General features: G+C 58.6%; 23 protein-coding genes and 1 tRNA gene. 11 read left to right on the top strand and 13 right to left on the bottom strand.

Annotated elements, in window-relative coordinates:
- Nucleotide 1: 1 nt before the first annotated feature.
- The 6 genes from sbnA to CKW26_RS00940 all read right to left on the bottom strand — a co-directional run bounded on the left by sbnA (nt 2) and on the right by CKW26_RS00940 (nt 5,616).
- Complete coding sequence (gene sbnA / locus CKW26_RS30395) at nt 2-976, bottom strand: 2,3-diaminopropionate biosynthesis protein SbnA (protein WP_320413760.1); 975 nt, start codon at nt 974-976, stop codon at nt 2-4.
- 418 nt (nt 977-1,394) lie between these two features.
- A tRNA-Phe gene (locus CKW26_RS00920) sits at nt 1,395-1,470 on the bottom strand.
- 104 nt (nt 1,471-1,574) lie between these two features.
- Nucleotides 1,575-1,847, bottom strand: coding sequence for an oxidative damage protection protein (locus CKW26_RS00925; RefSeq protein ID WP_016986336.1), 273 nt, complete (start codon nt 1,845-1,847; stop codon nt 1,575-1,577).
- Nucleotides 1,844-2,911, bottom strand: coding sequence for an A/G-specific adenine glycosylase (gene mutY, locus CKW26_RS00930; RefSeq protein ID WP_095047158.1), 1,068 nt, complete (start codon nt 2,909-2,911; stop codon nt 1,844-1,846). The genes CKW26_RS00925 and mutY overlap by 4 nt, the downstream gene beginning before the upstream one ends.
- Nucleotides 2,908-5,133, bottom strand: a complete 2,226-nt coding sequence (locus tag CKW26_RS00935; protein WP_095047159.1) for an AsmA family protein — start codon at nt 5,131-5,133, stop codon at nt 2,908-2,910. The genes mutY and CKW26_RS00935 overlap by 4 nt, the downstream gene beginning before the upstream one ends.
- Before the next feature lie 78 nt (nt 5,134-5,211).
- On the bottom strand, nt 5,212-5,616 hold the full coding sequence (locus CKW26_RS00940) for an acetyl-CoA sensor PanZ family protein (RefSeq protein ID WP_093430030.1): 405 nt from the start codon (nt 5,614-5,616) through the stop codon (nt 5,212-5,214).
- 223 nt (nt 5,617-5,839) lie between these two features.
- Here CKW26_RS00940 and CKW26_RS00945 point away from each other — a divergent pair, with 223 nt between their 5' ends.
- From CKW26_RS00945 to hisF, 6 genes are all read left to right on the top strand, one after another.
- Nucleotides 5,840-7,504, top strand: a complete 1,665-nt coding sequence (locus tag CKW26_RS00945; RefSeq protein WP_095047160.1) for an OFA family MFS transporter — start codon at nt 5,840-5,842, stop codon at nt 7,502-7,504.
- Between the two features lie 270 nt (nt 7,505-7,774).
- A complete protein-coding gene (hisB, locus tag CKW26_RS00950; protein ID WP_007909204.1) occupies nt 7,775-8,368 on the top strand; it encodes an imidazoleglycerol-phosphate dehydratase HisB in 594 nt (197 codons plus the stop codon).
- Entirely contained in the window at nt 8,368-9,006 is a 639-nt protein-coding gene (gene hisH, locus CKW26_RS00955) for an imidazole glycerol phosphate synthase subunit HisH (protein WP_007909206.1), read from the top strand. Before hisB ends, hisH begins: the two co-directional genes overlap by 1 nt.
- The gene (locus CKW26_RS00960; protein ID WP_003220751.1) at nt 9,007-9,267 is read left to right on the top strand and encodes a DUF2164 domain-containing protein; all 261 of its coding nucleotides are present in this window, start codon (nt 9,007-9,009) and stop codon (nt 9,265-9,267) included.
- A gap of 42 nt (nt 9,268-9,309) precedes the next feature.
- A complete protein-coding gene (gene hisA, locus CKW26_RS00965) occupies nt 9,310-10,047 on the top strand; it encodes a 1-(5-phosphoribosyl)-5-[(5-phosphoribosylamino)methylideneamino]imidazole-4-carboxamide isomerase (protein ID WP_003220753.1) in 738 nt (245 codons plus the stop codon).
- 9 nt (nt 10,048-10,056) lie between these two features.
- Nucleotides 10,057-10,827: an imidazole glycerol phosphate synthase subunit HisF gene (gene hisF, locus CKW26_RS00970; RefSeq protein WP_007897430.1), complete on the top strand. Its 771-nt coding sequence runs from the start codon at nt 10,057-10,059 to the stop codon at nt 10,825-10,827.
- Nucleotides 10,828-10,880: 53 nt separating this feature from the next.
- Here the strand turns inward: hisF and CKW26_RS00975 are convergent, their stop codons facing one another.
- On the bottom strand, nt 10,881-12,398 hold the full coding sequence (locus tag CKW26_RS00975; RefSeq protein ID WP_095047161.1) for a serine protease: 1,518 nt from the start codon (nt 12,396-12,398) through the stop codon (nt 10,881-10,883).
- Nucleotides 12,399-12,720: 322 nt separating this feature from the next.
- Here CKW26_RS00975 and CKW26_RS00980 point away from each other — a divergent pair, with 322 nt between their 5' ends.
- On the top strand, nt 12,721-13,476 hold the full coding sequence (locus tag CKW26_RS00980) for an ABC transporter substrate-binding protein (protein WP_095047162.1): 756 nt from the start codon (nt 12,721-12,723) through the stop codon (nt 13,474-13,476).
- Here the strand turns inward: CKW26_RS00980 and CKW26_RS00985 are convergent.
- From CKW26_RS00985 to gpmI, 5 genes are all read right to left on the bottom strand, one after another.
- On the bottom strand, nt 13,457-14,833 hold the full coding sequence (locus CKW26_RS00985) for a Vps62-related protein (protein WP_095047163.1): 1,377 nt from the start codon (nt 14,831-14,833) through the stop codon (nt 13,457-13,459). The two genes, CKW26_RS00980 and CKW26_RS00985, sit on opposite strands and share 20 nt — an antisense overlap.
- A gap of 117 nt (nt 14,834-14,950) precedes the next feature.
- A complete protein-coding gene (locus CKW26_RS00990; protein WP_095047164.1) occupies nt 14,951-15,727 on the bottom strand; it encodes a divergent polysaccharide deacetylase family protein in 777 nt (258 codons plus the stop codon).
- Between the two features lie 2 nt (nt 15,728-15,729).
- On the bottom strand, nt 15,730-17,049 hold the full coding sequence (locus tag CKW26_RS00995) for a S41 family peptidase (protein WP_095047165.1): 1,320 nt from the start codon (nt 17,047-17,049) through the stop codon (nt 15,730-15,732).
- 31 nt (nt 17,050-17,080) lie between these two features.
- Nucleotides 17,081-18,367, bottom strand: a complete 1,287-nt coding sequence (locus tag CKW26_RS01000) for a murein hydrolase activator EnvC (RefSeq protein ID WP_095047166.1) — start codon at nt 18,365-18,367, stop codon at nt 17,081-17,083.
- A 252-nt stretch (nt 18,368-18,619) separates the two neighbouring features.
- Nucleotides 18,620-20,149, bottom strand: coding sequence for a 2,3-bisphosphoglycerate-independent phosphoglycerate mutase (gpmI, locus tag CKW26_RS01005; protein ID WP_095047167.1), 1,530 nt, complete (start codon nt 20,147-20,149; stop codon nt 18,620-18,622).
- Between the two features lie 153 nt (nt 20,150-20,302).
- Between gpmI and CKW26_RS01010 the strand changes: the two genes are divergently transcribed.
- Genes CKW26_RS01010 through secB form a run of 3 tightly spaced genes read left to right on the top strand, consistent with a single transcriptional unit; the run spans nt 20,303 to nt 21,515 of the window.
- The gene (locus tag CKW26_RS01010; protein WP_083367280.1) at nt 20,303-20,716 is read left to right on the top strand and encodes a rhodanese-like domain-containing protein; all 414 of its coding nucleotides are present in this window, start codon (nt 20,303-20,305) and stop codon (nt 20,714-20,716) included.
- Nucleotide 20,717: 1 nt separating this feature from the next.
- A complete protein-coding gene (grxC, locus tag CKW26_RS01015; RefSeq protein ID WP_038359971.1) occupies nt 20,718-20,972 on the top strand; it encodes a glutaredoxin 3 in 255 nt (84 codons plus the stop codon).
- Between the two features lie 57 nt (nt 20,973-21,029).
- Nucleotides 21,030-21,515, top strand: coding sequence for a protein-export chaperone SecB (secB, locus tag CKW26_RS01020; RefSeq protein WP_007909233.1), 486 nt, complete (start codon nt 21,030-21,032; stop codon nt 21,513-21,515).
- Between the two features lie 166 nt (nt 21,516-21,681).
- Here secB and CKW26_RS01025 read toward each other — a convergent pair whose 3' ends face one another.
- A complete protein-coding gene (locus tag CKW26_RS01025) occupies nt 21,682-22,137 on the bottom strand; it encodes a tRNA (cytidine(34)-2'-O)-methyltransferase (RefSeq protein ID WP_007909235.1) in 456 nt (151 codons plus the stop codon).
- Between CKW26_RS01025 and CKW26_RS01030 the strand changes: the two genes are divergently transcribed.
- Nucleotides 22,136-22,573, top strand: a complete 438-nt coding sequence (locus CKW26_RS01030; protein ID WP_095047168.1) for a hypothetical protein — start codon at nt 22,136-22,138, stop codon at nt 22,571-22,573. The two genes, CKW26_RS01025 and CKW26_RS01030, sit on opposite strands and share 2 nt — an antisense overlap.
- The last annotated feature ends 598 nt before the right edge of the window (nt 22,574-23,171 follow it).

Raw genomic sequence — 23,171 nt, forward strand, 5'->3', positions numbered from 1 at the left:
ATTACGCCGAGAGTGCCAGAGCGATTTCTGGGAAGAGTGATTGCAAAGCGCTTGCGCCGATCCGCTGGGTGACCCAGTCATCGGAGTAGATGGTTTCGAGGTAGCGCTCACCCATGTCGGGGGAGATCGCCACGACGACATCGTCAGGACGGATGTGCGGCGCCCATTGCTGGATGCCCGCCAGGACAGTGCCGGTGGAGCCACCAAAAAGCAGGCCGTAGCGTTGCGCCAGCCAGCGGCAGACCTTGATCGTCTGTTCCTCGGCGATCGATACGAAGTCGTGAATCCCCGACGGCTCGAAGATCTCTGGCAGACGGCTGGTACCCAGCCCCGGGATATGCCGCGTACCGCCCGGCAGACCGAAGGTCACCGAGCCGACCGTATCGACGGCAATCACTTTGGTGTGCGGATGGTGTTCGGCGAAGTAGTTCTTGCAGCCCATCAAAGTACCGGTGGTACCGGCGCCGACGAACAAGTAGTCCACGTGTGGAAATTTATGGGCGATGGACTTTGCGGTAGCTTGATAGTGAGCGAGGGGGTTGGTCGGGTTTTTGTATTGATTGAGCCAGATGTAGTCGGCGTTCTCTGCGACCAGTTGCTCGATCAAACGGATACGCGAATTCAGGTAGCCGCCGTTTTCGTCACGCTGATCGACCATGATCATTTCGGCACCCAGTGCCTGCATGAGTTTTCTGTTCGGCGCAGAAATGTTCGGGTCGATCACACAGACAAACTTGTAACCCTTGGCGGCGCAGACCATGGCCAGCGCGACCCCCAGATTCCCCGAGGAAGACTCGACCAGCCGGGTCTTATGGTGAATCCGGCCCTGATTTTCCAGATCCGTGATCAGGGCATGTGCGGTTTTGAGCTTGATCGATCCGGCAGGATTCAGTCCTTCGATTTTCAGCTGAATCGTTGCGCTGCACAGATCGCCAATCTGCACATAACTGTCTTCATTGATAAGTTGCTTGATCATACGTCGTCCGTTTCGCTCTTTTGCCGGGCGCACAGGGGCGCCAGCATTCATCCTGGAATGTTTGAAAAGCAGTAAATGCAGTTCGCCTGTTGGGTTTGTTTTTAGATTTTTTAGCTGGACAGGAAGTGACCTTGCGGTGGACGCCGATCTATTCAAAAAATCAGGTTTTGCGCTCTGAGGGCTTCAGGGGCCCAGAGTGTTGCGGGGCGCAAAGTAGAGCCAGTCGTTGGCTCGCCAAGGCTTGGAGGAATACTGGCGAATTTTCCTACATGGGGAGAGATACAGATTTTGGGTATTTTTCAGTACAGGCGGGTTTGAGGTGTATCGAGAGGAGGGCGTTGCGGGACGCAGAGAGAGGCGTGATCAAATCGCAGGCATAAAAAAACCCTGAATCTTGCGATTCAGGGTTTTCGGTATTTGGTGCCCAGAGACGGAATCGAACCGCCGACACGGGGATTTTCAATCCCCTGCTCTACCGACTGAGCTATCTGGGCAACGGGGCGCATTAAAAGGGTTTTTCGGATTTACGTCAACGACTTTTTTAAAATTTCTTAAATTAATTCCGTCGCTTACGATCCGGCCCCCGATTTTGCAGGGTTTACTCAGCAGGCGGAACGTAGCCTTCGGCCTTGGCGTATTCCTCGCCGGAGAAGTACTTGTCCATTTCGCCCTGAAGATATTTGCGGTCTTCGGCGTTCATCATGTTCAGACGCTTTTCGTTGATCAGCAGGGTTTGGTGTTTCTGCCAGTCAGCCCAGGCCTTGGCCGAGACGTGGTCAAAAATATCCTGACCTTTGGCGCCCGGGAAAGGGGCGCGGTCCAGCGCGGGCAATTCTTCTTTGTACTTGCGGCACATTACGGTGCGGGTCATGGCGACTCTCCTGCATTCAAGACGGCGGCCGCGCGTTCGAGCAAGGTTTTGACCGGGGCGGCGAGGCCCAGGCGCGGCGGGGTGGCGAGGTTATACCAGAGCCAGTCGGCCTCGGCCACGTGATGGGCGGCCTCCTGCACCTGAACCAGCCAGGGTTCGATGGACAGCTGGAAATGGCTGAACGTGTGAACAAGGTTCGGCAGGGCCTGCTGCTCGCCCATGGTCAGCGAGTGCTGATCGGCGAGATGTTGCAGGTCATCGAGGTCGTCGAGCTCCGGCAGGCTCCACAGACCGCCCCACAAACCGCTTGAGGGGCGACGGTAAAGCAGAATCGCGCCGTCGTCGTTGGCCAGCATCGGCATCAGCGTGCGCTTCTGCGGAATGGTTTTGCGCGGCTTGGGAATCGGGTAGCGGGTTTCGAGGCCGAGCATGTGCGCTTCGCAGCCACGTTCCAGCGGACACAGCAGGCAGCTCGGTTTGCTACGCGTGCACAGCGTGGCGCCGAGATCCATCATCGCCTGGGTGTAGGCGTTGACCCGATCGTGCGGCGTAAAGCGTTCAGCGGTGGCCCACAGTTGTTTGGCGACCTTCGGTTCGCCGGGGTAGCCCTCTTGCGCGGTAAAGCGCGCCAGCACGCGTTTGACGTTGCCGTCGAGGATCGGCGCGCGCAGGCCCATGCTGATGCTGGCAATCGCGCCGGCAGTGGACAGACCAATGCCCGGTAGATCCGTAAGCTTTTCAACGTCACGCGGAAACTCGCCAGCGTACTGGCTGACGACGATCTTCGCGGTCTTCTGCAAATTGCGCGCGCGGGTGTAGTAACCCAGCCCGGTCCACAGGTGCAGCACTTCGTCTTCGGGGGCTTCTGCCAGCGCTTCGACCGTCGGCAGCGCGGCCATGAAACGGTCGAAGTAATTGAGCACGGTGCTGACCTGGGTCTGCTGCAACATGATCTCCGACACCCACACCCGATACGGGTTGATGTTCTGCTGCCAAGGCAGATCGTGGCGGCCGTGGCGGTCGAACCAATCCAGCACCGCCGTGGAAAATTGCTCCGCTCTCATCGCTTGAACAGCCCCTTCAATGCGTTTTTCAATTCCGGGCTGACCTTGTCACCGAGTTTTTCGTCGATTTTTTCACTGAGCTTGTCGCCGGCCAGTTTGGTCGCGACCTGACCGAGGCGATCGTTGTCGACGCGGCAGGCCTTGGCGCCCAGCTCCAGCGGACCACGGCAGCGCAGCGGCCATTCGACACCGACGAATTTCTCGCCTACCTGGCACGCAGGATCCGGTATGGCGCTGGTGTCACCCTCGACGATGATGCCGACGCGATAGTCCATGCCGAGCACGCGCAAGTCGATGTCGCCGTCACCGTTGACGGTCATGCCGGGGATGCGCACTTTCAGGTCCGGGTTGCTGGCAATGCCATTGCGGAAAGTCAGGTTGCCCTTGAGTTCCTGGAATGGCGTGTCTTTACCGCGTGGTTCGCCGCTGAGGGTTTTGCGGTTAAGCGTGGCGATGCCTTTGCACAGTTGCTGTTCAAGATTGGCGTTGAGCAGCACGCCGTTGTTAATCACGAAAATGGCGTTGCCGTTAAGCGTATCGATCAGCGCCTGCTGGCTGTTGCCGCTGCCAGTGATATTGCTGGTGAGGGTCACCAGACCTTTGACCGGCGGGTTCTTGCCTTGGCTTTCGAGGATTTTTTCTACAGGCACGCGATTGAGCTTGGTCTGCAGGTTCAGCACAGGCGCGCTCGGGCGTACATCGAGGGTGCCATTGGCGGCGAAACCGCCGTTGTACAGTTCGCCGCTCAGGTTGGTCAGGGTCAGCAAGCCGCTTTGGCCGGTGGCTTTCAGTGCGGCGTTCTGGATCGGCAACTTGTCGAGGGTCAGTTGGCCAAAAGTCAGGTCGGCGTCGACGTCGAGTTTGGCCAGGCGCTCAACCGGTAGCAGGCGCTCGGTGCTCCAGGCGGTTTTGCTCGGTTTGTCCGGCAGCGGCGTGGAGCCGGCACCGGCCATGGCATCGGCTTCGGTGCTGGCGACTTCGGCCTGACGCACTTGCGTGGCGCTGTTGGCTTGTGCCGATTTCGGCGGCAGGTAGCGGTCAGCGTTGAACGTATCGGCCTTGAGAATTGCCCGCAGCGATTGTTTGGCGAAGTCTTCGACGGCGATGCGGCCGCTGAAGCTGCTGTCGTCGAGTTTCAGATTGATATTGTCGAAGGCAATGCTGGTTGGCGTGGCGGCCACGCGGCTGACCAGTTCGACTTTGCTCAGGCTGCCTTCGGCCATGGGCGGGAGTTTCTGGCCGATGCTGTCGACGAATTTCGCCAGATCGAACTGGGCGATGGAGAGGCCGCCAGAGATCTGCGGAGTCTTGTCGAGGTCGTTGGCTTTCAGTTCACCCAGCGCGCGCAACTGGTTGGCGGAGATCTTGATGCCGGTCCACTCGGCGACGTTCGCCGCTTTGTCCAGCGATAACTGGCCCTGAGCTGCGAAGGTCATGGTCTTGCCTTGCAACGGATCGCCGGCCAATTCACCGGAAAGCTTCATATCTTCGAACCTGTAGCGCTGCAGCGCGCGCTCGATGCGCAGCTCGCCAGTGAGCTCGGTACGCACGCGCAGGACCGGCTGGTTGGTGCCGAGGAATGCCGTGGCTTTCACCGGAATATTCGTCGAATCGTGTACCGGGCCGGTGCTCAACTGGATGCTCTCGGCGCTGAATTGCTTGCCGGTCAGCTCGTCGTTGTATTCAACGCGGGCGTTGTTGACGGTCAGGCTGTCGATGTCGAGGCGGATCGGCTGTGGCGGTTTTTCCGGTTGGGCAGGCGCTTCTGCAGTGGCTGCGCTGGCAGGTGCCGGGCTGCCGGCAGGTGCGGCGGCTGTCGGCACCTTGCCGATGTCTTCCCAGTTGCCGTGGCCGTTTTTGTCGCGTTTCAGGCGCAGGTTCAGTCCTTCAACGCGGACATCGCTCATTTGCACTTCGCGGCGCAACAGCGGTAGCACGCGCACGGACAGGCCGAGCATCTGCAAATCGGCATACGGTTCAGTCGGATTGATCAGGGTGGCAACGCTGGCCTCGTGCAGTTCCAGGCCGAGCCACGGGAACAGGCTCCAGCCGATGTCGCCATTGAGCGTCAGCTCGATGTGGGCCTTGTCGCGGGCTATCTGGCGAATCTCGTCTTTGTAATCGTTGGGATCGAAGAGGTGGGTCAGGGCAAAACCTGCCGCCACAATGATCAGCAACAATCCGAGAAGTACCAGACCCAGGATTTTGCCGAACGCTTTCATGGGCGAGTCCTTGTAATTAGTCGAATTCGTAATTTAGCCGGGGAGTATAGCGCTGCAATTGCCCGGTTCGGTGTGGCGTCATGTTGCCAGTACCTCCAGCGGGAGGTGTAACTTCGCTGCAATTGCCAAGGCTTCAGGATGCCCGGCAGGCGCCAGCAGACGCAGTTCAGCCCCCGCTTGCGACGCCATTTTCTGCGCTTGGTTCACCAGCCGTTCAGCAACCCCACGGCGACGGGTAACTTTTCGTACGCATAAATGGGACAAGTACCAAACGTCGTGGTGCCTCTGCAGGCGCGCGGCACCGAGCAAGCGGTCGTTGAAACGCCCGGCAATAAAACTTCCCTCGGCGAGAGTGCGGTCGATCAGATTGTTTTCACCGGAAAACGGCGCAAACAGCCAGTCCGGCGCGTCGCGATAAATCTTCCGCAAATCCTCCTGGTCCTGATAATTGGCGGCGTTCAGCGCTTGTACGACGATTGGCATGGCGTTTTCCTGAGTGATACGAGATCAGACGACAGAAAAAAGGTGATATCAGTTTGGTTTTTCTGTCACGTGCAAATGGTAACCTTCGCCCGTTCGTCCGTCCTTCTGCGACTTAACGTCGCGCCTTCAAGGAGCTTCACCCAAAAAACGGTCATGCCTGCGTGCATAAAGGCCGGGGGTGAACAGTGGCTGGCGAACCATACTAATAATTGGGGGATACACAATGAGCACGAGCATCACGGCGGACGGCCTCAAAGCCGATCAGCCCGCGTTCCTGTCCAAGGAACGCATCATCGCCAAGCCCGGTTTCAACCGTTGGCTAGTCCCACCGGCCGCTCTGGCCATCCACCTGTGCATCGGCATGGCCTACGGCTTCTCGGTGTTCTGGTTGCCGCTGTCTAAGGCGCTGGGCGTGACTGCTCCGGTGGCTTGCGCACCGGACATGAGCTTCATCGCACAAGTGTTCTCGTCGCAATGTGATTGGCCGATCTCGATGCTCGGCTGGATCTACACGCTGTTCTTCATCTTCCTCGGCTGCTCGGCAGCGATCTGGGGTGGCTGGCTGGAGCACGCAGGTCCGCGCAAGGCCGGTGTGGTATCGGCACTGTGCTGGTGCGGCGGTCTGCTGATCTCCGCGTTGGGTATTTATACCCACCAGATCTGGCTGATGTGGCTCGGCTCTGGCGTGATCGGCGGTATCGGTCTGGGCCTGGGCTATATCTCGCCAGTCTCGACCCTGATCAAGTGGTTCCCGGATAAGCGCGGCATGGCTACCGGCATGGCAATCATGGGCTTCGGTGGCGGCGCGATGGTCGGTGCACCGCTGGCAACCGCGCTGATGAGCCACTTCGCTTCGCCAACCGGTGTCGGCGTCTGGCAGAGCTTCGTCGCCATGGCCGCGATCTACTTCGTGTTCATGATCGGTGGTGCTCTGGCTTACCGTGTCCCGCCAACCGGCTGGAAACCTGAAGGCTGGACCGCTCCGGCGAAGAAAGCCTCGAACTCGATGATCACCCACCGTCACGTGCACGTGAATGTGGCGTGGAAAACCCCGCAATTCCGTCTGGTCTGGCTGGTGCTGTGCCTGAACGTGTCTGCCGGCATCGGCATCCTCGGCATGGCTTCGCCACTGCTGCAGGAAGTGTTCGGCGGCAAACTGCTGGGTGTCGATGTGCCGTTTGGTCAGCTCGACGCCGGGCAACTGGCCTCGATCGCTGCGATTGCTGCCGGTTTCACCGGTCTGCTTAGCCTGTTCAACATCGGTGGCCGCTTCTTCTGGGCTTCGTTCTCGGACTACCTGGGCCGCAAAAACACCTACTTCGTGTTCTTCGCCCTGGGTTTTGCCCTGTACGCGCTGATCCCGAACATGGGCCATTTGGGCAACGTTGCGCTGTTCGTGGCGGCGTTCTGCATCATTCTGTCGATGTACGGCGGCGGTTTTGCCACGGTGCCGGCGTATCTGGCCGACCTGTTCGGTACGCAGATGGTCGGTGCGATCCACGGTCGTTTGCTGACCGCTTGGGCTGCGGCCGGCGTGCTCGGTCCGGTGCTGGTGAACTACCTGCGTGAGTATCAGTTGAGCATCGGCGTTGAGCGCGCTGCCGCTTACGACATCACCCTGTACATCCTCGCAGGCCTGCTGGTGCTGGGCTTCCTGTGCAACCTGCTGGTGCGTCCGGTGGCTGACAAATACTTCATGACCGACGCTGAGCTGGCTGCCGAACAGGCGCTGGGCCACGACAAAGGTGCTGATGCCAGCACGGTTCTGGAGTGGAAAGCCGCCCCGGGCAGCAAGCCGCTGGCGATCGCTGCGTGGCTGGTGGTGGGTATTCCGTTGGCGTGGGGGGTGTGGGTGACCCTGCAGAAGACGGCGGTACTGTTTCACTAAGTTCGTTTCTACCTGATCGTTCCCACGCTCTGCGTGGGAATGCCTCCCGTGGCGCTCTGCGTCACATTCGAAGCGGACGCAGAGCGTCCGGGGCTGCACTCCCACGCAGAGCGTGGGAGCGATCATTGCCCTTTATGGCTTGTATGGACATGTCTACCCGCGACAGCCGGGCATTCTATCCGTCAGCCATCTCACCTCTCGTGTTTCTGTTTGCGCCTCGCGTGCCTATAATGGCTGCCTTTTTCGCCCAATGATTTTGCGGAGCTGGTGATGGCCGAACGTAAGGCGTCTGTCGAGCGCGACACTCTGGAAACCCAGATCAAAGCCTCGATCAACCTTGATGGCACCGGAAAGGCCCGATTCGATATCGGTGTTCCTTTTCTTGAGCACATGCTGGATCAGATCGCCCGTCACGGGTTGATCGACCTGGATATTGAATGCAAGGGCGATCTGCATATCGACGACCACCATACGGTGGAAGATGTCGGTATCACCCTCGGCCAGGCGTTTGCCAAAGCCATCGGCGATAAAAAAGGCATCCGTCGCTATGGTCATGCCTATGTACCGCTCGACGAAGCGCTGTCGCGTGTGGTGATCGATTTCTCCGGTCGCCCGGGCCTGCAGATGCACGTGCCGTACACCCGCGCCACCGTGGGCGGCTTCGACGTTGACCTGTTCCAGGAATTCTTCCAGGGCTTCGTCAACCACGCGCTGGTCAGTCTGCACATCGACAACCTGCGTGGCACCAACACCCACCACCAGATCGAAACCGTGTTCAAGGCTTTCGGCCGCGCGCTGCGCATGGCTGTCGAGCTGGATGAGCGCATGGCCGGGCAAATGCCATCGACCAAAGGCGTTCTGTAATGCAGACGGTTGCAGTTATCGATTACGGCATGGGCAATTTGCACTCGGTGGCCAAGGCCCTCGAGCACGTCGGCGCCGGTAAAGTGCTGATCACCAGCGATGCCGCCGTGATTCGCGAAGCTGACCGCGTGGTGTTCCCCGGTGTTGGCGCGATTCGCGACTGCATGGCGGAGATCCGTCGCCTCGGCTTCGATTCACTGGTGCGTGAAGTCAGCCAGGATCGTCCGTTCCTCGGTATCTGTGTCGGCATGCAAGCGTTGCTCGACACCAGTGAAGAGAACGACGGCGTCGACTGCATCGGCCTGTTCCCGGGCGCGGTGAAGTTCTTCGGCAAAGACCTGCATGAAGACGGCGAGCACCTGAAAGTCCCGCACATGGGCTGGAACGAGGTGAAGCAGAAGGTCAGCCACCCGTTGTGGCACGACATTCCGGACATGGCGCGTTTTTACTTCGTGCACAGCTACTACATCGCCGCCGCCAACGCGCGGCAGGTGGTCGGTGGCGGTCACTATGGCGTCGACTTCGCTGCAGCGCTGGCCGACGGCTCGCGCTTCGCCGTGCAGTTCCACCCGGAGAAGAGCCATACCCATGGCCTGCAATTACTGCAGAACTTCGCCGCATGGGATGGTCGCTGGTAAATGGCTGCCAAGAAATCCAAACCGCCGATCCTGACCCTTACTCCCGAACAGGAGAACGAGGCCAATCGCAAGATTCAGCGGTTCATGGAAGACCGTTTCGAATTGGACCTGGGGTCGTTCGAAGCGGCGGAAATTCTTGAGTTATTTACCCGCGAAATTGCTCCGCACTATTACAACAGGGCGATTTTCGATGTGCAGACCCACCTCAAAGAGCGGTTTGAAAGCATCGAAAGCGACCTGTGGGCGCTCGAGAAAAACTGATTTCCGAGCCAAGCTGAACATTCAAATTTGAAGGTTTGCCAGATGCTGATTATTCCCGCTATCGATCTTAAAGACGGTGCCTGCGTACGTCTGCGCCAGGGCCGCATGGAAGATTCCACAGTGTTCTCCGATGACCCGGTGAGCATGGCTGCCAAGTGGGTGGAGGGCGGTTGCCGCCGTCTGCATCTGGTCGATCTGAATGGCGCGTTCGAAGGCCAGCCAGTCAACGGCGAAGTGGTGACTGCGATTGCCAAGCGCTATCCGACATTGCCGATCCAGATCGGTGGCGGCATTCGTTCGCTGGAAACCATCGAACACTACGTCAAGGCTGGCGTCAGCTACGTGATCATCGGTACCAAAGCCGTTAAAGATCCGGCCTTCGTCGCTGAGGCCTGCCGCGCGTTCCCGGGCAAGATCATCGTCGGTCTGGATGCCAAAGACGGTTTCGTCGCCACCGATGGCTGGGCTGAAATCAGCACCGTGCAGGTCATCGATCTGGCCAAGCAGTTTGAAGCCGACGGCGTCTCCTCGATCGTTTATACCGACATCGCCAAAGACGGCATGATGCAGGGTTGCAACGTGCCGTTCACCGCTGCGCTGGCCGCTGCTACCAAGATCCCGGTGATCGCTTCCGGCGGCATCCACAATCTGGGTGACATCAAGTCGCTGCTCGACGCCAAAGCACCAGGCATCATCGGCGCCATCACCGGCCGGGCGATTTACGAAGGCACCCTCGACGTCGCCGAAGCGCAAGCTTTCTGCGATTCGTACCAAGGCTGAGGACTGACCATGGCGCTGGCCAAACGCATCATCCCTTGCCTGGACGTGGACAACGGCCGGGTCGTCAAAGGTGTGAAGTTCGAAAACATTCGTGACGCCGGTGACCCGGTGGAAATCGCCCGTCGTTATGACGAGCAGGGTGCCGACGAGATTACCTTTCTCGACATCACCGCCAGCGTCGATGGTCGCGACACCACGCTGCATACTGTCGAGCGCATGGCCAGCCAGGTGTTTATCCCGCTGACCGTCGGCGGTGGCGTGCGTACCGTGCAGGACATCCGTAATCTGCTGAATGCCGGCGCGGACAAGGTGTCGATCAACACCGCTGCCGTGTTCAACCCGGAGTTCGTCGGTGAAGCGGCGCAGCATTTCGGCTCGCAGTGCATCGTTGTCGCCATCGACGCGAAGAAAGTCTCCGGCCCGGGCGAAACCCCGCGCTGGGAAATCTTCACCCACGGCGGGCGCAAGCCAACCGGCCTCGACGCGGTCGAGTGGGCGAAGAAAATGGAAGGCCTCGGTGCCGGTGAGATCCTGCTGACCAGCATGGATCAGGACGGCATGAAAAACGGTTTCGACCTCGGCGTGACCCGCGCGATCAGCGATGCGCTGGGCATCCCGGTGATCGCTTCCGGCGGCGTCGGCAATCTGCAGCACTTGGCTGACGGCATTCTCGAGGGCCATGCCAGCGCCGTATTGGCAGCGAGTATTTTCCACTTCGGCGAATACACCGTGCAGGAAGCCAAGGCCTATATGGCGCATCGCGGGATCGTGATGCGTTAGATGGCCATCGGTGCTGTGGCGGACTTCGCGTCGAGCGAGACCCGCCACATGGCTCATTCTGCTATCCGGGATTGCGTAGGGTAAAGCTGATCAGTCCGAACCTCTGAAACACTCAGGTTTCGATCCATCGTGTAACTGCATAGCGTCAATGGCAGCGCCTGAACGGGGGTGTAAAACCCGTCGTCGACTTTGCTGTAGTGCTCAGGATTGATCTCGGAGCAATTGGTTTCTTCTGTCGGGCCCGTGTATATCCGGGTCCAGAGATTGCGATCCGCCTCTTCGCGGTACTTTATAAAAAGATAATCGCCGTCTGGCTCAATGGTGAGTGTCGGCGCGGGTAATTGCATCGGCACGGGAGTTACGACTCTTGCTGCCAGGATTTGGGCGTTTCCAAGAAGTCGGCTATCGGCTTGTTGATCGATTGAGTTCACGCCAATCAAACATAAATAATGCAGTCCGGGTTCTCGGCCAATTTCTGATTGCACTTTTGCGTTGGTTGTACTGATTCGGTCGCTGTAGTGGTCAGGTGAATAACAAGCCTGTGCATCACGAACAGTCTTGAAGCGATAGAACTCGGTACTCATGGAAAAATTGATATCCCATTTTGGCGCTGACTGGTTAGTGTTGTTGGGTGTTTTGTGCAGTCCGATGTCTGTAATGGCTCTTGAGTTTAATCTGAACTGAAAGTTTGAGTTGGGAGTGAGTGCGCAGTTTTCTGTGTCGAGACGGAATGTTCCATTAACGAAACAAGCAGTCAGATAGTCGACAGGAAAACTCTGGCTAGCCTGATGCGGCAATAGAGATTGTGTATTTTTATCTCCACACAGACCATGCCAGAAACACAAGTCATCCGAAGGAATACCGTAAGTAGTGCCGGATAATATGCCGGTCACTTGTCCCGTTTCAGCATCGATCACCGGAGCGCCAGATGAGCCAGGCTCAATTCCTTTGCAGTTCTGCTTTTGGTAGTCGGTGTGAATGTTCAAATACTTGATCAGGGTTGTGTGGGTCGGCTCTTGTGTGCAGGTGGAAAGCCTCAAGCCGGCTGCAGTGGCTGGCGCGCTTACCAGGTTCACCTGACTGACGTTGCGTGGTGCTGCCGCCGCGAGCTTGAGTGGGGTTATTCCGTCTTTCAGCAGGCTGTCCAGTGAGGTGCCTAACTGCAATATAGCGATATCAGTACTGGCGAAACTGGCCCAATTGACCTTGTCGATGTCATAACGCTTGGCGTCCGCGAGTGTGTCATGGAAAAAATTGAACTGTATCTGACCTTGATAAGCAATGTCAGCGATTGTGCCGACTCTGATGGAAGTGCAGTGCGCATTGGTCATTACGTAAGCTGGCCCGTTTGCTTCTTTGCCTGTTTCGCGAGTGTCTAGCAGGAATGCGCTGCAATAAGGTCTATCGTCTTTGAAAATTTTGCCAATGCCGTTCCAGTGATTAAAGTCGCCACCCGCGTTACTTAGCAGAATTGCTTCCGGCGCTTCGGCTGTGGTGCCTGCACAGGAGATCAATGGAAGTGTGAGTGCTATTGCTGAGCACGCAAAAAATATTCGGGCTTTATTAGTCATGATCAATCCTTGACCGTATTTCAGGAATTAATGGAGTAACTGTATTTCGCTGGTGAGTGTAATTCGTTGTGCTGTTCGGTATGTGCTGGCTAATGTGACTAGTTGTGAGTGCTGTTGTCTGCAAGTCAAACATGTGAGGTCGGTGAAGGTCGCAGAAATCTCTGATTCGGCTGAGAACTGTTCTTTCGCATGCTGTTTTTTTGATACGTCAGCACGTGCTGATGCTTTTTAATCGGGTCAGGATCGAAAACCATACAGGCCAGTGGACAGCATGGCGCACCCAAGGCACTCTTGGGCACGCCATGGATTCCGGTAGCCCGACATGATCAAACGCCTGCTTCTTGTTCTCGCCAGTGCATCGATGTTGCTCATCAACACTGCCCGCGCCGAAAACAGTCCCGACACCGATCTGGTGCTCCTTACCGAAAATTTCCCGCCGTATAACATGGCGAAAAACGGCAAGAACTTCGCCCAAGGCGAGAACATCAATGGCATCGCCACCGACATCGTGCGCGAAGTGTTCCAGCGTGCCGGCATCACTTACAGCCTGACCCTGCGCTTTCCTTGGGAGCGCGTCTACAAACTGGCTCTGGAAAATCCCGGTTATGGCGCCTTCGTGATGGCGCGTCTGCCGGACCGCGAAAAGCTCTTCAAATGGGTCGGCCCGATCGGTCCGGATGACTGGATCATGCTGGCCAAGGCTGACAGCAAGATCACCCTCGAAACCCTCAATGATGCGCGCCAGTACAAAATCGGTGCCTACAAGGGTGATGCGATTGCCGAGACACTGACCAAACAAGGTCTGAAGCCGATAGTCGTGCTGCGCGATCAGGACAACGCGAAGAAACTGGTCAATGGTCAGATCGACCTGTGGGCCACCGGTGATCCTGCCGGGCGTTATCTGGCGCGGCAGGACGGTGTCACCGGTCTCAAGACCGTGCTGCGTTTCAACAGTGCAGAACTGTATCTGGCGCTGAACAAGGACGTCTCCGACGAAGTGGTCGCCAAGCTTCAGGCTGCGCTGGATCAGTTGCGCAAAGAAGGCGTGGTGGACGAAATCATGGGGCGGTATCTATAACGACATCCGGGCCCGATGATGGCTGCTCTTTAGCGTTGGCGCCATCGGTGCCAGATATTGTCGGGGTGTCTGTCGTCAGCGGCGGACACGCGCTGGCGCGCTCGACGGACTCCGGCGGATATTGCGTCAGCAGAACGCTTGAATCATCGGTATAACCAAAGTCGACCGCCACTTGAGTACCGTCTTCCCGTACCAACTCGTAATGGCTTTGCATCTGATAAACCGCGACGGATGTTTGCTTCGGCGCCATGGCAATCACCACTTGAGGTCGTAGCTCGTTCCAACCGTTGGAAGACGTTTCAGTGCGGGTCAAACTTTTTGGCAGGCAGGCCGAGAATTTTGTCATGCGGATATCGCTGAGAGGCACGGTCGGCCAGGCTTTGACGATTTCCATGGCGGTAAAACTATGGAACATACGCATTGTCACCGCGTTCTGCAGACGTGGTGCTGTCCATTTAACGGCCCGATACTTGTCCGATTCATTGCGCTCGTGGCCAATGAGCACATATTCGTCAGTTCTCTTCAGTTCGTAGTAAGGCGAATTGCGAAACTGTTCGCCGGGATGAGCATGATCTCGCACTGCGAACCAAGGCAGGCGGGCAATCTGGGTGACGGTGGCGGGTTCGTTCACTGCGGGCTTCGTGTAACCGGTGAGGGTCGGAATTTGCGGCGATGCGTTGACTTGCAGCGGGATTTGCATGCGCAAGCCATACGCCGTCGAAGGTGCTGCCGGCTTGCTGTAGCCCTGGATGCCCACGAAGGTGCCGGGCGCAAAATGGATGTCGCCTGCGGCGGCAGTCGAAGGTTCGATGCCAAAAGCGCTGAAACTGAGCTTGGCACCGCTGCCCTTGTCATTCCAGATCAGATCACCGACGTTCGCCGCTATGACCAGGTCGAGCCTGACGCAGCGCACCGAGTTCAACGAAGGTTTGCAGTGATCGTTGGAGCACACGAGCCCCAGAGCGACGTAACCGACGGGTGCCAGAGGTCGCCAGATCGACATGCGAGTGACACTGGGTGCTCCGGTTTCTTTCCAGACCAGTTCAAAATCGGCAGGGCGGGCCAGTGCCTTTCCTTTAGTGCTTAAGGACCCTTCCATATCTTTCTCGCAGACTACTGCTGCGACCATTTCGCCATTGATGTTGGCGTCGCCGGGAAAGAGCACGTCGCCCAGCGGAAAGTAGCCCGGCAATGCATCCGGAGCAGGGGTGGGGCGCCAGAATGTGGCGGGTTTGGCTTTTGAGCCGTTAGTGCTCCAGACCCGGTGAAACTCCGTGGTGAAGTTGATCAGCAGATTGTCCTGCATGATCGGTTCCATGGGTATGGGATGCGCTGCGGTGTTGTCTTCAATAGTCATGATGATTCCTGATAGTTGAAAGCGACGCGAGGGCGTCGCGACCTGTTGCAGGTCGCACTATCGGGAATGGGGACGGTTTCCGGGTGGTAACTATGTATGTGCTAGCGTCACAGGGTATTACCGATAAACCCCGTCTTTACCATGACTGGCCATGGCGCGATTGCTGCGCACGCTGATCATCTGTTTGATATCGATCCAGTCGATTCCCTGGCTCTTCAACTTCGGCAGTTCGCGCTCCAGCACTGCCAGTGTCTGCGGATAGGGATGGCCGATCATCACCGCCGAACCCTGCTTGCGCGCCAGGCTGATCGCGGTCTGCAACTGCGTGTAGATCGCTGCCTCAGTGCGCTCGTCATCAAGAAACACGTCCCGCGAGACACTGGCCAGATCGATCTTCTGCGCCTGCTGCGCCGCCACGGTCTGGGCGCTGGTGCGGCTGTCGACGAAGAACTTGTGCCGACGCTGCAGTTCGCCCATCAACCAGGCCATCGCCACCGGTTGCGCAGTCATGCGGCTGCCCATGTGGTTATTGATGCCGGCAGTGTAGGGGACCATTTTGAACGCGGCGTTGAGGCGTTTTTCCAGCTCTTCGATGGGCAGTTCAGGGTGCCATGCATAGGGACCGGTGGCTGGGTCCATGGGCATGTGCAGGATAACGATCTTGCCGGCGCGATGGGCTTCGCGGGCAAACTCGGTGGCGTGCGGGGTGTCCGGCATGATCGCCGTGGTCACCGGGCCGGGCAGGGCCAGCACGCGGCGATCCCGGGGCAGGTTCTGCCCCAGGTCGTCGATGATCAGTGTCAGATAGGCTTTGTGTGGCTTTGGGCTGGCGGGCTCTGCATGAGCCGCACCCGCCAGACAGCACAACAGGACGAAGAGGAGACGCAAAGACATCCTCAACGGCCGGACGTGATGCTCAGCCCTTTGAGCAGGCTCAGAGCCTGGGCCAATTGGTAATCGTCATCCTGCGGCATCGCCTTGGCCTTGCCGCCGGAACCTGTCGGCTTGTCTGCGCCGCCGTTGCCGTTGCCCAGGTGACCTTGCAGGTCGGCTTCTTTGAAGTAATCGCCATCGGCCTCGTTGGTGATCTTGGCTTTGCGCACTTCGATGTCCGGCACGATGCCCTGTGCCTGAATCGAGCGGCCATTCGGCGTGAAGTACAGCGCGGTGGTAATTTTCAGCGCGCGGTCATTGTTCAGCGGCAGCACGGTTTGCACCGAGCCCTTGCCAAAACTGGTGGTGCCCATGACCACCGCACGTTTCTGATCCTGCAGGGCGCCGGCGACGATTTCCGAAGCCGAGGCACTGCCACCGTTGATCAACACGACCATCGGCACGGCTTCGCTTTCGTCTTTGCCGGTGGCCGAGAAACGCAGTTCGGAATTGGCGATTCGGCCTTTGGTGTAGACGATCAGGCCTTTGGTGATGAAGTGGTCGACCACTTCCACTGCTGCCTGCAACACGCCGCCCGGGTTGTTACGCAGGTCGAGAATGATGCCGTTGAGCTTCTTGCCGTTGTCCTTGCGCAGCTTGGCCAGAGCCTTGGAAACCTCTTCGCCGGTCTTGACCTGGAACTGGGTGATGCGGATGTACGCATAACCGGTTTCCAGCAGCTGCGCCTTGACGCTCTTCACCTGAATCACCGCGCGGGCGAGGGTCACGTCGAACGGCGTGCCGCCGTCGCGTACCAGGGTCAGGGTGATTTTCTGGCCGATCTTGCCGCGCATCTTGTCGACGGCTTCGGTCATGGTCTGGCCGCGCGTTGGCTGGCCGTTGATCTTGACGATGAAGTCGCCGGCCTGAATGCCGGCCTTCGACGCCGGGGTGTCATCGATTGGCGAGACGACTTTGATGAAACCGTCTTCGGCGCCGACTTCGATGCCCAGACCACCGAACTCACCGCTGGTGCTTTCCTGCAGTTCGGTGAAATCTTCAGGGCCGAGGTACGCCGAGTGCGGATCAAGGTTGCTGAGCATGCCCTTGATCGCGTTTTCCAGCAGGGTCTTGTCGTCCACCGGCTCGACGTAAGCGGCTTTGATCCGGTCCATGACCTCGGCAAAGGTGCGCAATTCCTCCAGCGGCAACGGAGCCTTGGAAGTCGCGGCAGTGCCTGCCGGAGCGACGGCCGGGGCCGGTTGAGCGGCGAACGCCAGAGGCGCGCCGATCACCAGGGCGATCGTCAGGGCCAGCGAGGTAAGGCGGGACAAATGCAGCATGTCGAACGAACTCCTGAATTAGGCGGCACGCTTATCCTTGCGCGCGGCACCATTGTGCTGGATCACTCGGGTGACCCTGCTGACGAATTGCGAAATACAGCGCTGATGTGTCCTGGCCGCCACTGTTACCGACAGTGGAGATGGACTCACCGGCTTTAACCACGTCACCGGCCGACTTGAGCAGTGTCTGGTTGTGACCGTAAAGACTCAGAAAACCGTTGCCGTGATCGAGGATCACCAGCAGCCCGGCGCCGCGCAGCCAGTCGGCGAACACCACGCGACCACCGTGTACGGCATGCACCTGGCTGCCGGCGGAGGCGCTGATCATTACGCCGTCCCACTTGGTGCGGGCGTCGTCGCCACGGGATTCGCCGAAGCGTGCCAACAATCGACCATCAACCGGCCACGGAAGTTTTCCCCGGGTTGCAGCAAAAGGGCCACCGAAGGTTTCGCCGCTGCTGGAGACCAGCGCGCCTGGAGTGGATCTGGCGGGTTTTCGTGGGGCGTCACTGTTTTCAGCCTGCGCCTCACGCAAACGCTTTTTTTCCGCTTCCTGCTGGGCGATCAGCGCTTTCTGCCGCGCTTCTTCTGCCTCACGGGCCTGGCGGGCCAGGGTTTCTTCAATGGTTTTAAGGACTTTAGACAGGTCTGCCTGATCTTGCTCGCGAGCGGCGAGTTTCTGGTCGCGGGCCTTCACGTCATCGTTAAGCTTGGCGAGCACTTGCTGGCGTTCCTTGCGGACATTTTCCAGTTCGTCGCGCTGGGTATCGAGGCTGCTTTTCTGTACCAGCAATTGCGCCTGTTGGGCGGCAATGTCTTTTTCGACATTGGCCAGTTGGCGCAGGGTTTCGTTGAAGTTCTTCAGCTGTTCCAGGCGGGCCTGGCTCAGGTAATCGTAATAGGTGAGAGTGCGGGCGAATTTCTCGGGATTCTGCTGGTTGAGCAGCAGCTTGAGGTATTCCTGCCGACCGTTCTGATAGGCCGCGCGGGCCTGAATGGCGATCAGTCGCTGCTGTTCAGTGCGCGCGCTCTGGAGTTTTTTTTTCTCTGCATCGAGTCGCTGCAGCTCGGATTCGCTTTTCTGCAGTTCTTTCTGCAGCGCGTCGACCTGCTTCTGCAGCTTGCCCAGCTCGGTTTCAGTGCCCTTGAGCTCTTTCTGCACGCCGGACTTTTCTTCCTGGACTTTGCTCAGCAGCTTTTTCAGCTCGGCAATGTCCTGACGCGTGGCGTCCAACTGTTGTTGGGTTTGCGTGCGCTCGTCAGCGAAAGCCGGTTGGAGCAGGCAGGTCAGAGCAAGGGCGATCAGGACGCGAAGCATAGGGGCGGGCGGCACCAGGGTAATGGACGGCCTAGTATGCCCGCCCGAGGCTGCAAAAAAAACGCCCAATTGGGGCTGTGTGATAACTGGACCAAGCAATACACCGAATTCCATTTCGAAAACTCCATAAACCACTGTGGGAGCTGGCTTGCCAGCGATGGCGTCTGCACATTCAACATAGATGTTGGCTGTCAGATTGCTATCGCTGGCAAGCCAGCTCCCACAGGGTTTTGTGGTGGTTGATCGGACGGATTACACCAGGATAGACGTGCCGGTCATTTCCGCCGGTTTTTCCAGGCCCAGCAGCTTCAGCATGGTTGGTGCCACGTCCGCCAGCACGCCGCCTTCACGGACCTTGAGGTCGCGCTTGCCGACATAAATGAACGGTACCGGCTCGGTGGTGTGCGCGGTGTGCGCCTGGCCGGTGGATTCATCGGCCATTTGCTCGACGTTGCCGTGGTCAGCGGTGATCAGCGCTTCGCCGCCAACCTTCTCCAGCGCTTCGACAATGCGCCCGACGCAGGTATCAAGGCATTCCACAGCCTTCACGGCCGCGTCGAACACACCGCTATGACCAACCATGTCGCCGTTGGCGTAGTTGACCACGATCACGTCATAGCGCTGGTTTTCGATGGCTTCGACGATACGGTCGGTGACTTCCGGTGCGCTCATTTCCGGCTGCAAGTCGTAGGTGGCGACTTTCGGCGACGGGATCAGGATGCGCTCTTCGCCCGGGAACGGTTCTTCACGACCGCCGGAGAAGAAGAAGGTCACGTGGGCGTATTTTTCGGTTTCAGCGATGCGCAGCTGGGTTTTGCCGTTTTTCGCCAGATAGTCGCCAAGGACGTTTTCCAGGCTGCCCGGGGCGAACGCCGAGGGTGCAGGGATGCTCGCTGCGTATTGGGTCAACATCACAAAACCGGCCAGTTTCGGCTGGCGCGCGCGTTCGAAATCCTTGAAGTCGTCTTCGACGAACACGCGAGTCAGCTCGCGGGCGCGGTCGGCGCGGAAGTTCATGAACACCACGGCGTCGCCGTCTTCGACTTTCACCGGCTCACCGATGGTCGTGGCTTTGACGAATTCGTCGCTCTCGCCGCGAGCGTAAGCAGCCTCCAGACCTTCCTGCGCAGTGGCGGCGTGGAATTCGCTGTTGCCGTCGACGATCAGGTTGTAGGCCTGAGCCACACGGTCCCAGCGGTTGTCACGGTCCATGGCGAAGTAGCGGCCGATGATGCTGGCGATACGGCCCTTGCCCAGTGCCTGGAAGGTCGCATCGAGTAGTTCGATGGACGACGCAGCGCTTTTCGGTGGGGTGTCGCGGCCGTCAAGGAAAGCGTGCAGGTAGATTTTTTCGGCGCCGCGCTTGAAGGCCAGTTCGGCCATGGCGATCAGGTGATCCTGGTGGCTGTGCACGCCGCCATCGGAGAGCAGGCCCATGAAGTGCACGGCTTTGCCGGCGGCCACGGCTTTGTCCACAGCGGCGCAGATGGTCGGGTTCTCGAAGAACTCGCCGTCGCGGATCGCTTTGGTCACGCGGGTAAAGTCCTGATACACCACGCGGCCGGCGCCAAGGTTCATGTGGCCGACTTCGGAGTTGCCCATCTGGCCGTCCGGCAGGCCGACGTCCATGCCGCTGCCCGAAATCAAGCCGTTGGGCACAGTGGCCCACAGGCGATCCAGAACAGGCTTCTTCGCCGCAAAAACGGCGTTGGATTCGGGGCTGTCGCTGTGACCGAAGCCGTCGAGAATCATCAGGACCAAAGGTTTAGGCGTGGTAGTCATGGAATCCACTCGTGGCTAATAAAGAAGAGGGCGATGGAAAAGGGAGTTGGAGTTTAAAGCTAAGTTCCGACCGCGTCACCGCCGGACGGGGTTTGGCCGACCATAGTGGCTGTGTATACTGGCCGACATTTTAACGCCCTGGAACCTCCTTCGATGGTTGCTCACCTGATTGAATTTGCCACTAACCACTACATTCTTGTCGGTATCTTCGTCGTACTGCTGGCTCTGCTGCTGGCGCACACGATGCAGGGCGGCGGTAAAAGCCTGAGCACCGGCGAACTGACCGCGTTGGTCAACAAAGACGCAGGCGTGGTGGTGGACATCCGTCCGGCCAAGGATTTTGCTGCCGGCCACATCGTTGGCGCGGTGAACATTCCCCAGGACAAACTGGCTGCGCGTATCGGCGAGCTGGAAAAACACAAGGCCAAGACCATCATTCTGGTCGACGCGCTGGGCCAGACCGCTGGCACCCACGCCCGCGAGCTGATGAAATCCGGCTTCACCGCCGCCAAGCTGTCCGGCGGTATTTCCAGCTGGAAAGGCGACAACCTGCCGTTGGTGAAGTGATATGAGCGAAGTCATCGTCTACTCCAGCGATTACTGCCCTTATTGCTCGCGAGCCAAATACCTGCTCGAGAACAAAGGCGTGGCCTTCAAAGAGATCAAGGTCGATGGCAAGCCGCAAGTGCGCGCTGAAATGACCCAGAAAGCCGGACGTACGTCCGTGCCGCAGATCTGGATCGGCAGCAAGCACATCGGCGGTTGTGACGATTTGTATGCCCTGGAGCGCGCCGGCAAGCTCGACGCGCTGCTCAAGGCCTGAACGGCTGCACCCACGTACAGCACTCCCTAAAAGACCCAAGATCGATAAGGATCTGAGATGACTGACCAACAGAACACTGCAGCCAGCGAAGAAGAAACCGCACCGCAATTCTCCTTGCAGCGCATCTACGTACGCGACCTGTCCTTCGAAGCCCCGAAAAGCCCGGCGATCTTCCGCCAGCAGTGGGATCCGGCGGTCGCTCTGGATCTGAACACTCGTCAGAAAGCGCTGGAAGGTGATTTTTACGAAGTCGTGCTGACCCTGTCCGTCACCGTGAAAAACGGTGAAGAAGTCGCCTTCATCGCTGAAGTGCAACAGGCCGGTATCTTCCTGATCAAGAACCTGGACGCGGCTTCGATGAGCCACACCCTGGGTGCGTTCTGCCCGAACATCCTGTTCCCGTACGCGCGCGAAACCTTGGACAGCCTGGTGACCCGTGGTTCGTTCCCGGCCCTGATGCTGGCCCCGGTGAACTTCGATGCTCTGTACGCGCAAGAGCTGCAGCGCATGCAGGAAAGCGGCGAGACGCCAACCGTTCAATAAGACGGTCTGGGCTACAAAGAAAAAAGCGCCGTAACAGGCGCTTTTTTCTTGGCTGATCGTTCCTACGCTCCGCGTGGGAATGCCTCTGGGGACGCTCCGCGTCCAGTGACGCGGAGCGTCACGGGCTGCATTCCCACGCAGAGCGTGGGAACGATCAGGTGTGGTGTTACTTGAAGTCGTTCTGGCGCCAGGCTTCGTACACGGCCACCGCCACGGTGTTGGACAGGTTCAGGCTGCGGCAGCCTTCGCGCATCGGCAGGCGCAGGCGCTGTTCCGGCGGCAGCGCGTCGAGCACTTCCGGCGGCAGGCCGCGGCTTTCCGGGCCGAAGATGAACGCATCGCCAGGAACAAACGCGGCATCATGAAACGGTCGCGAACCCTTGGTGGTGAACGCAAACAGTCTTGGGTTGCCCAGGCTTTCCAGGCAACTGGCCAGGTCCGCGTGACGTTGCAGCGTGGCATATTCGTGGTAATCGAGACCGGCACGGCGCAGGCGCTTGTCGTCCATCTCGAAGCCCAGCGGTTCGATCAAATGCAGGTGGCAGCCGCTGTTGGCGCACAGCCTGATAACGTTGCCGGTATTCGGCGGAATTTCTGGTTGAAAAAGGATGACGTGAAACATGCACGGCTCCGAAGGTAAAGATGAGCGGCATTCTACGCCGCCTGTGGACAACCGTTCGAAACTATTGCCGCGAGTCATCGGTTCGCTGGCGATTGTCGGCTTGATGATCGGCTTGATGATCGGCCGCCTGACTACGCCGGATCCGACGGTGTTGCAGCAGGTCGAGGTGACGGATCAAGGGTTGGTCGTGTGGTTCAACAACGAGCCCAAGCTGCACGGCGAAATCATCGATGGCACGGTGGCGCTGCTGTTTCAGGCTGAGGGCCCGGCGCAGAAGGGCCAGCTCAAGCTCAATGGCAAAGATGTGAACTGGCGGACGCGAGCGAGTGACGGAGGGTTGTTGCTGACGGTGCTGGCGGCGCGGCCGCTGCAGGGCGATTGGGTCGGCAGTGAGGTCGATGACCGCTGGCGGCTGGAAATCCATCTCCGTGAGTAATAAAAGCGGGAATCCCTGACCTGCCTGTATCAGGGTTCCCAAAAGGATGGACTTCGCTGCTAGCGTCGGTCCGGTGTAAAGAGGGAACCCCCGGCCTGCCTGTACCAAGGATCCCAAAAGGGTGGGCTCGTCGCGTTGCGGTATGAGCCCGGTGTAAAGAGGGGAATCCCCGGCCTGCCTGTACCAAGGTCCCCGAAACGGGTGGTGAATCGAATCACCTGTAAGAGGTACTGCAGGGGGCGTGCCAGGTTTTCATTTGCTGAAACAAAAAAGCTGATCAGAAATACGAAAGCCCCGGAACTCGGGGCTTTTGTGTACTTGGATAATGGTTTTGTCGGTGTTTTCAGAATGAAGGATGCAGATGCGGCTGTGCGCGATCGCGGGTCATTGTGCATTGATGCGGTGCACGGCTGCCCCTCACCCTAGCCCTCTCCCAGAGGGAGAGGGGACTTAGCGAGTTGCCCGGTCAAAATAAGCCGACCTGAAATACCGAGCCGAACTCAGATTTTGAACATCACATAAATCGGCTCCCTTCCCCCTCTACCCCTTGGGGGAGAGGGCTGGGGTGAGGGGGATGGATCCTGAGCACACAACAATT

Origin of the sequence: Pseudomonas sp. Irchel s3h9 (genome assembly GCF_900187475.1) — a bacterium.
Classification (GTDB): domain Bacteria; phylum Pseudomonadota; class Gammaproteobacteria; order Pseudomonadales; family Pseudomonadaceae; genus Aquipseudomonas; species Aquipseudomonas neuropathica.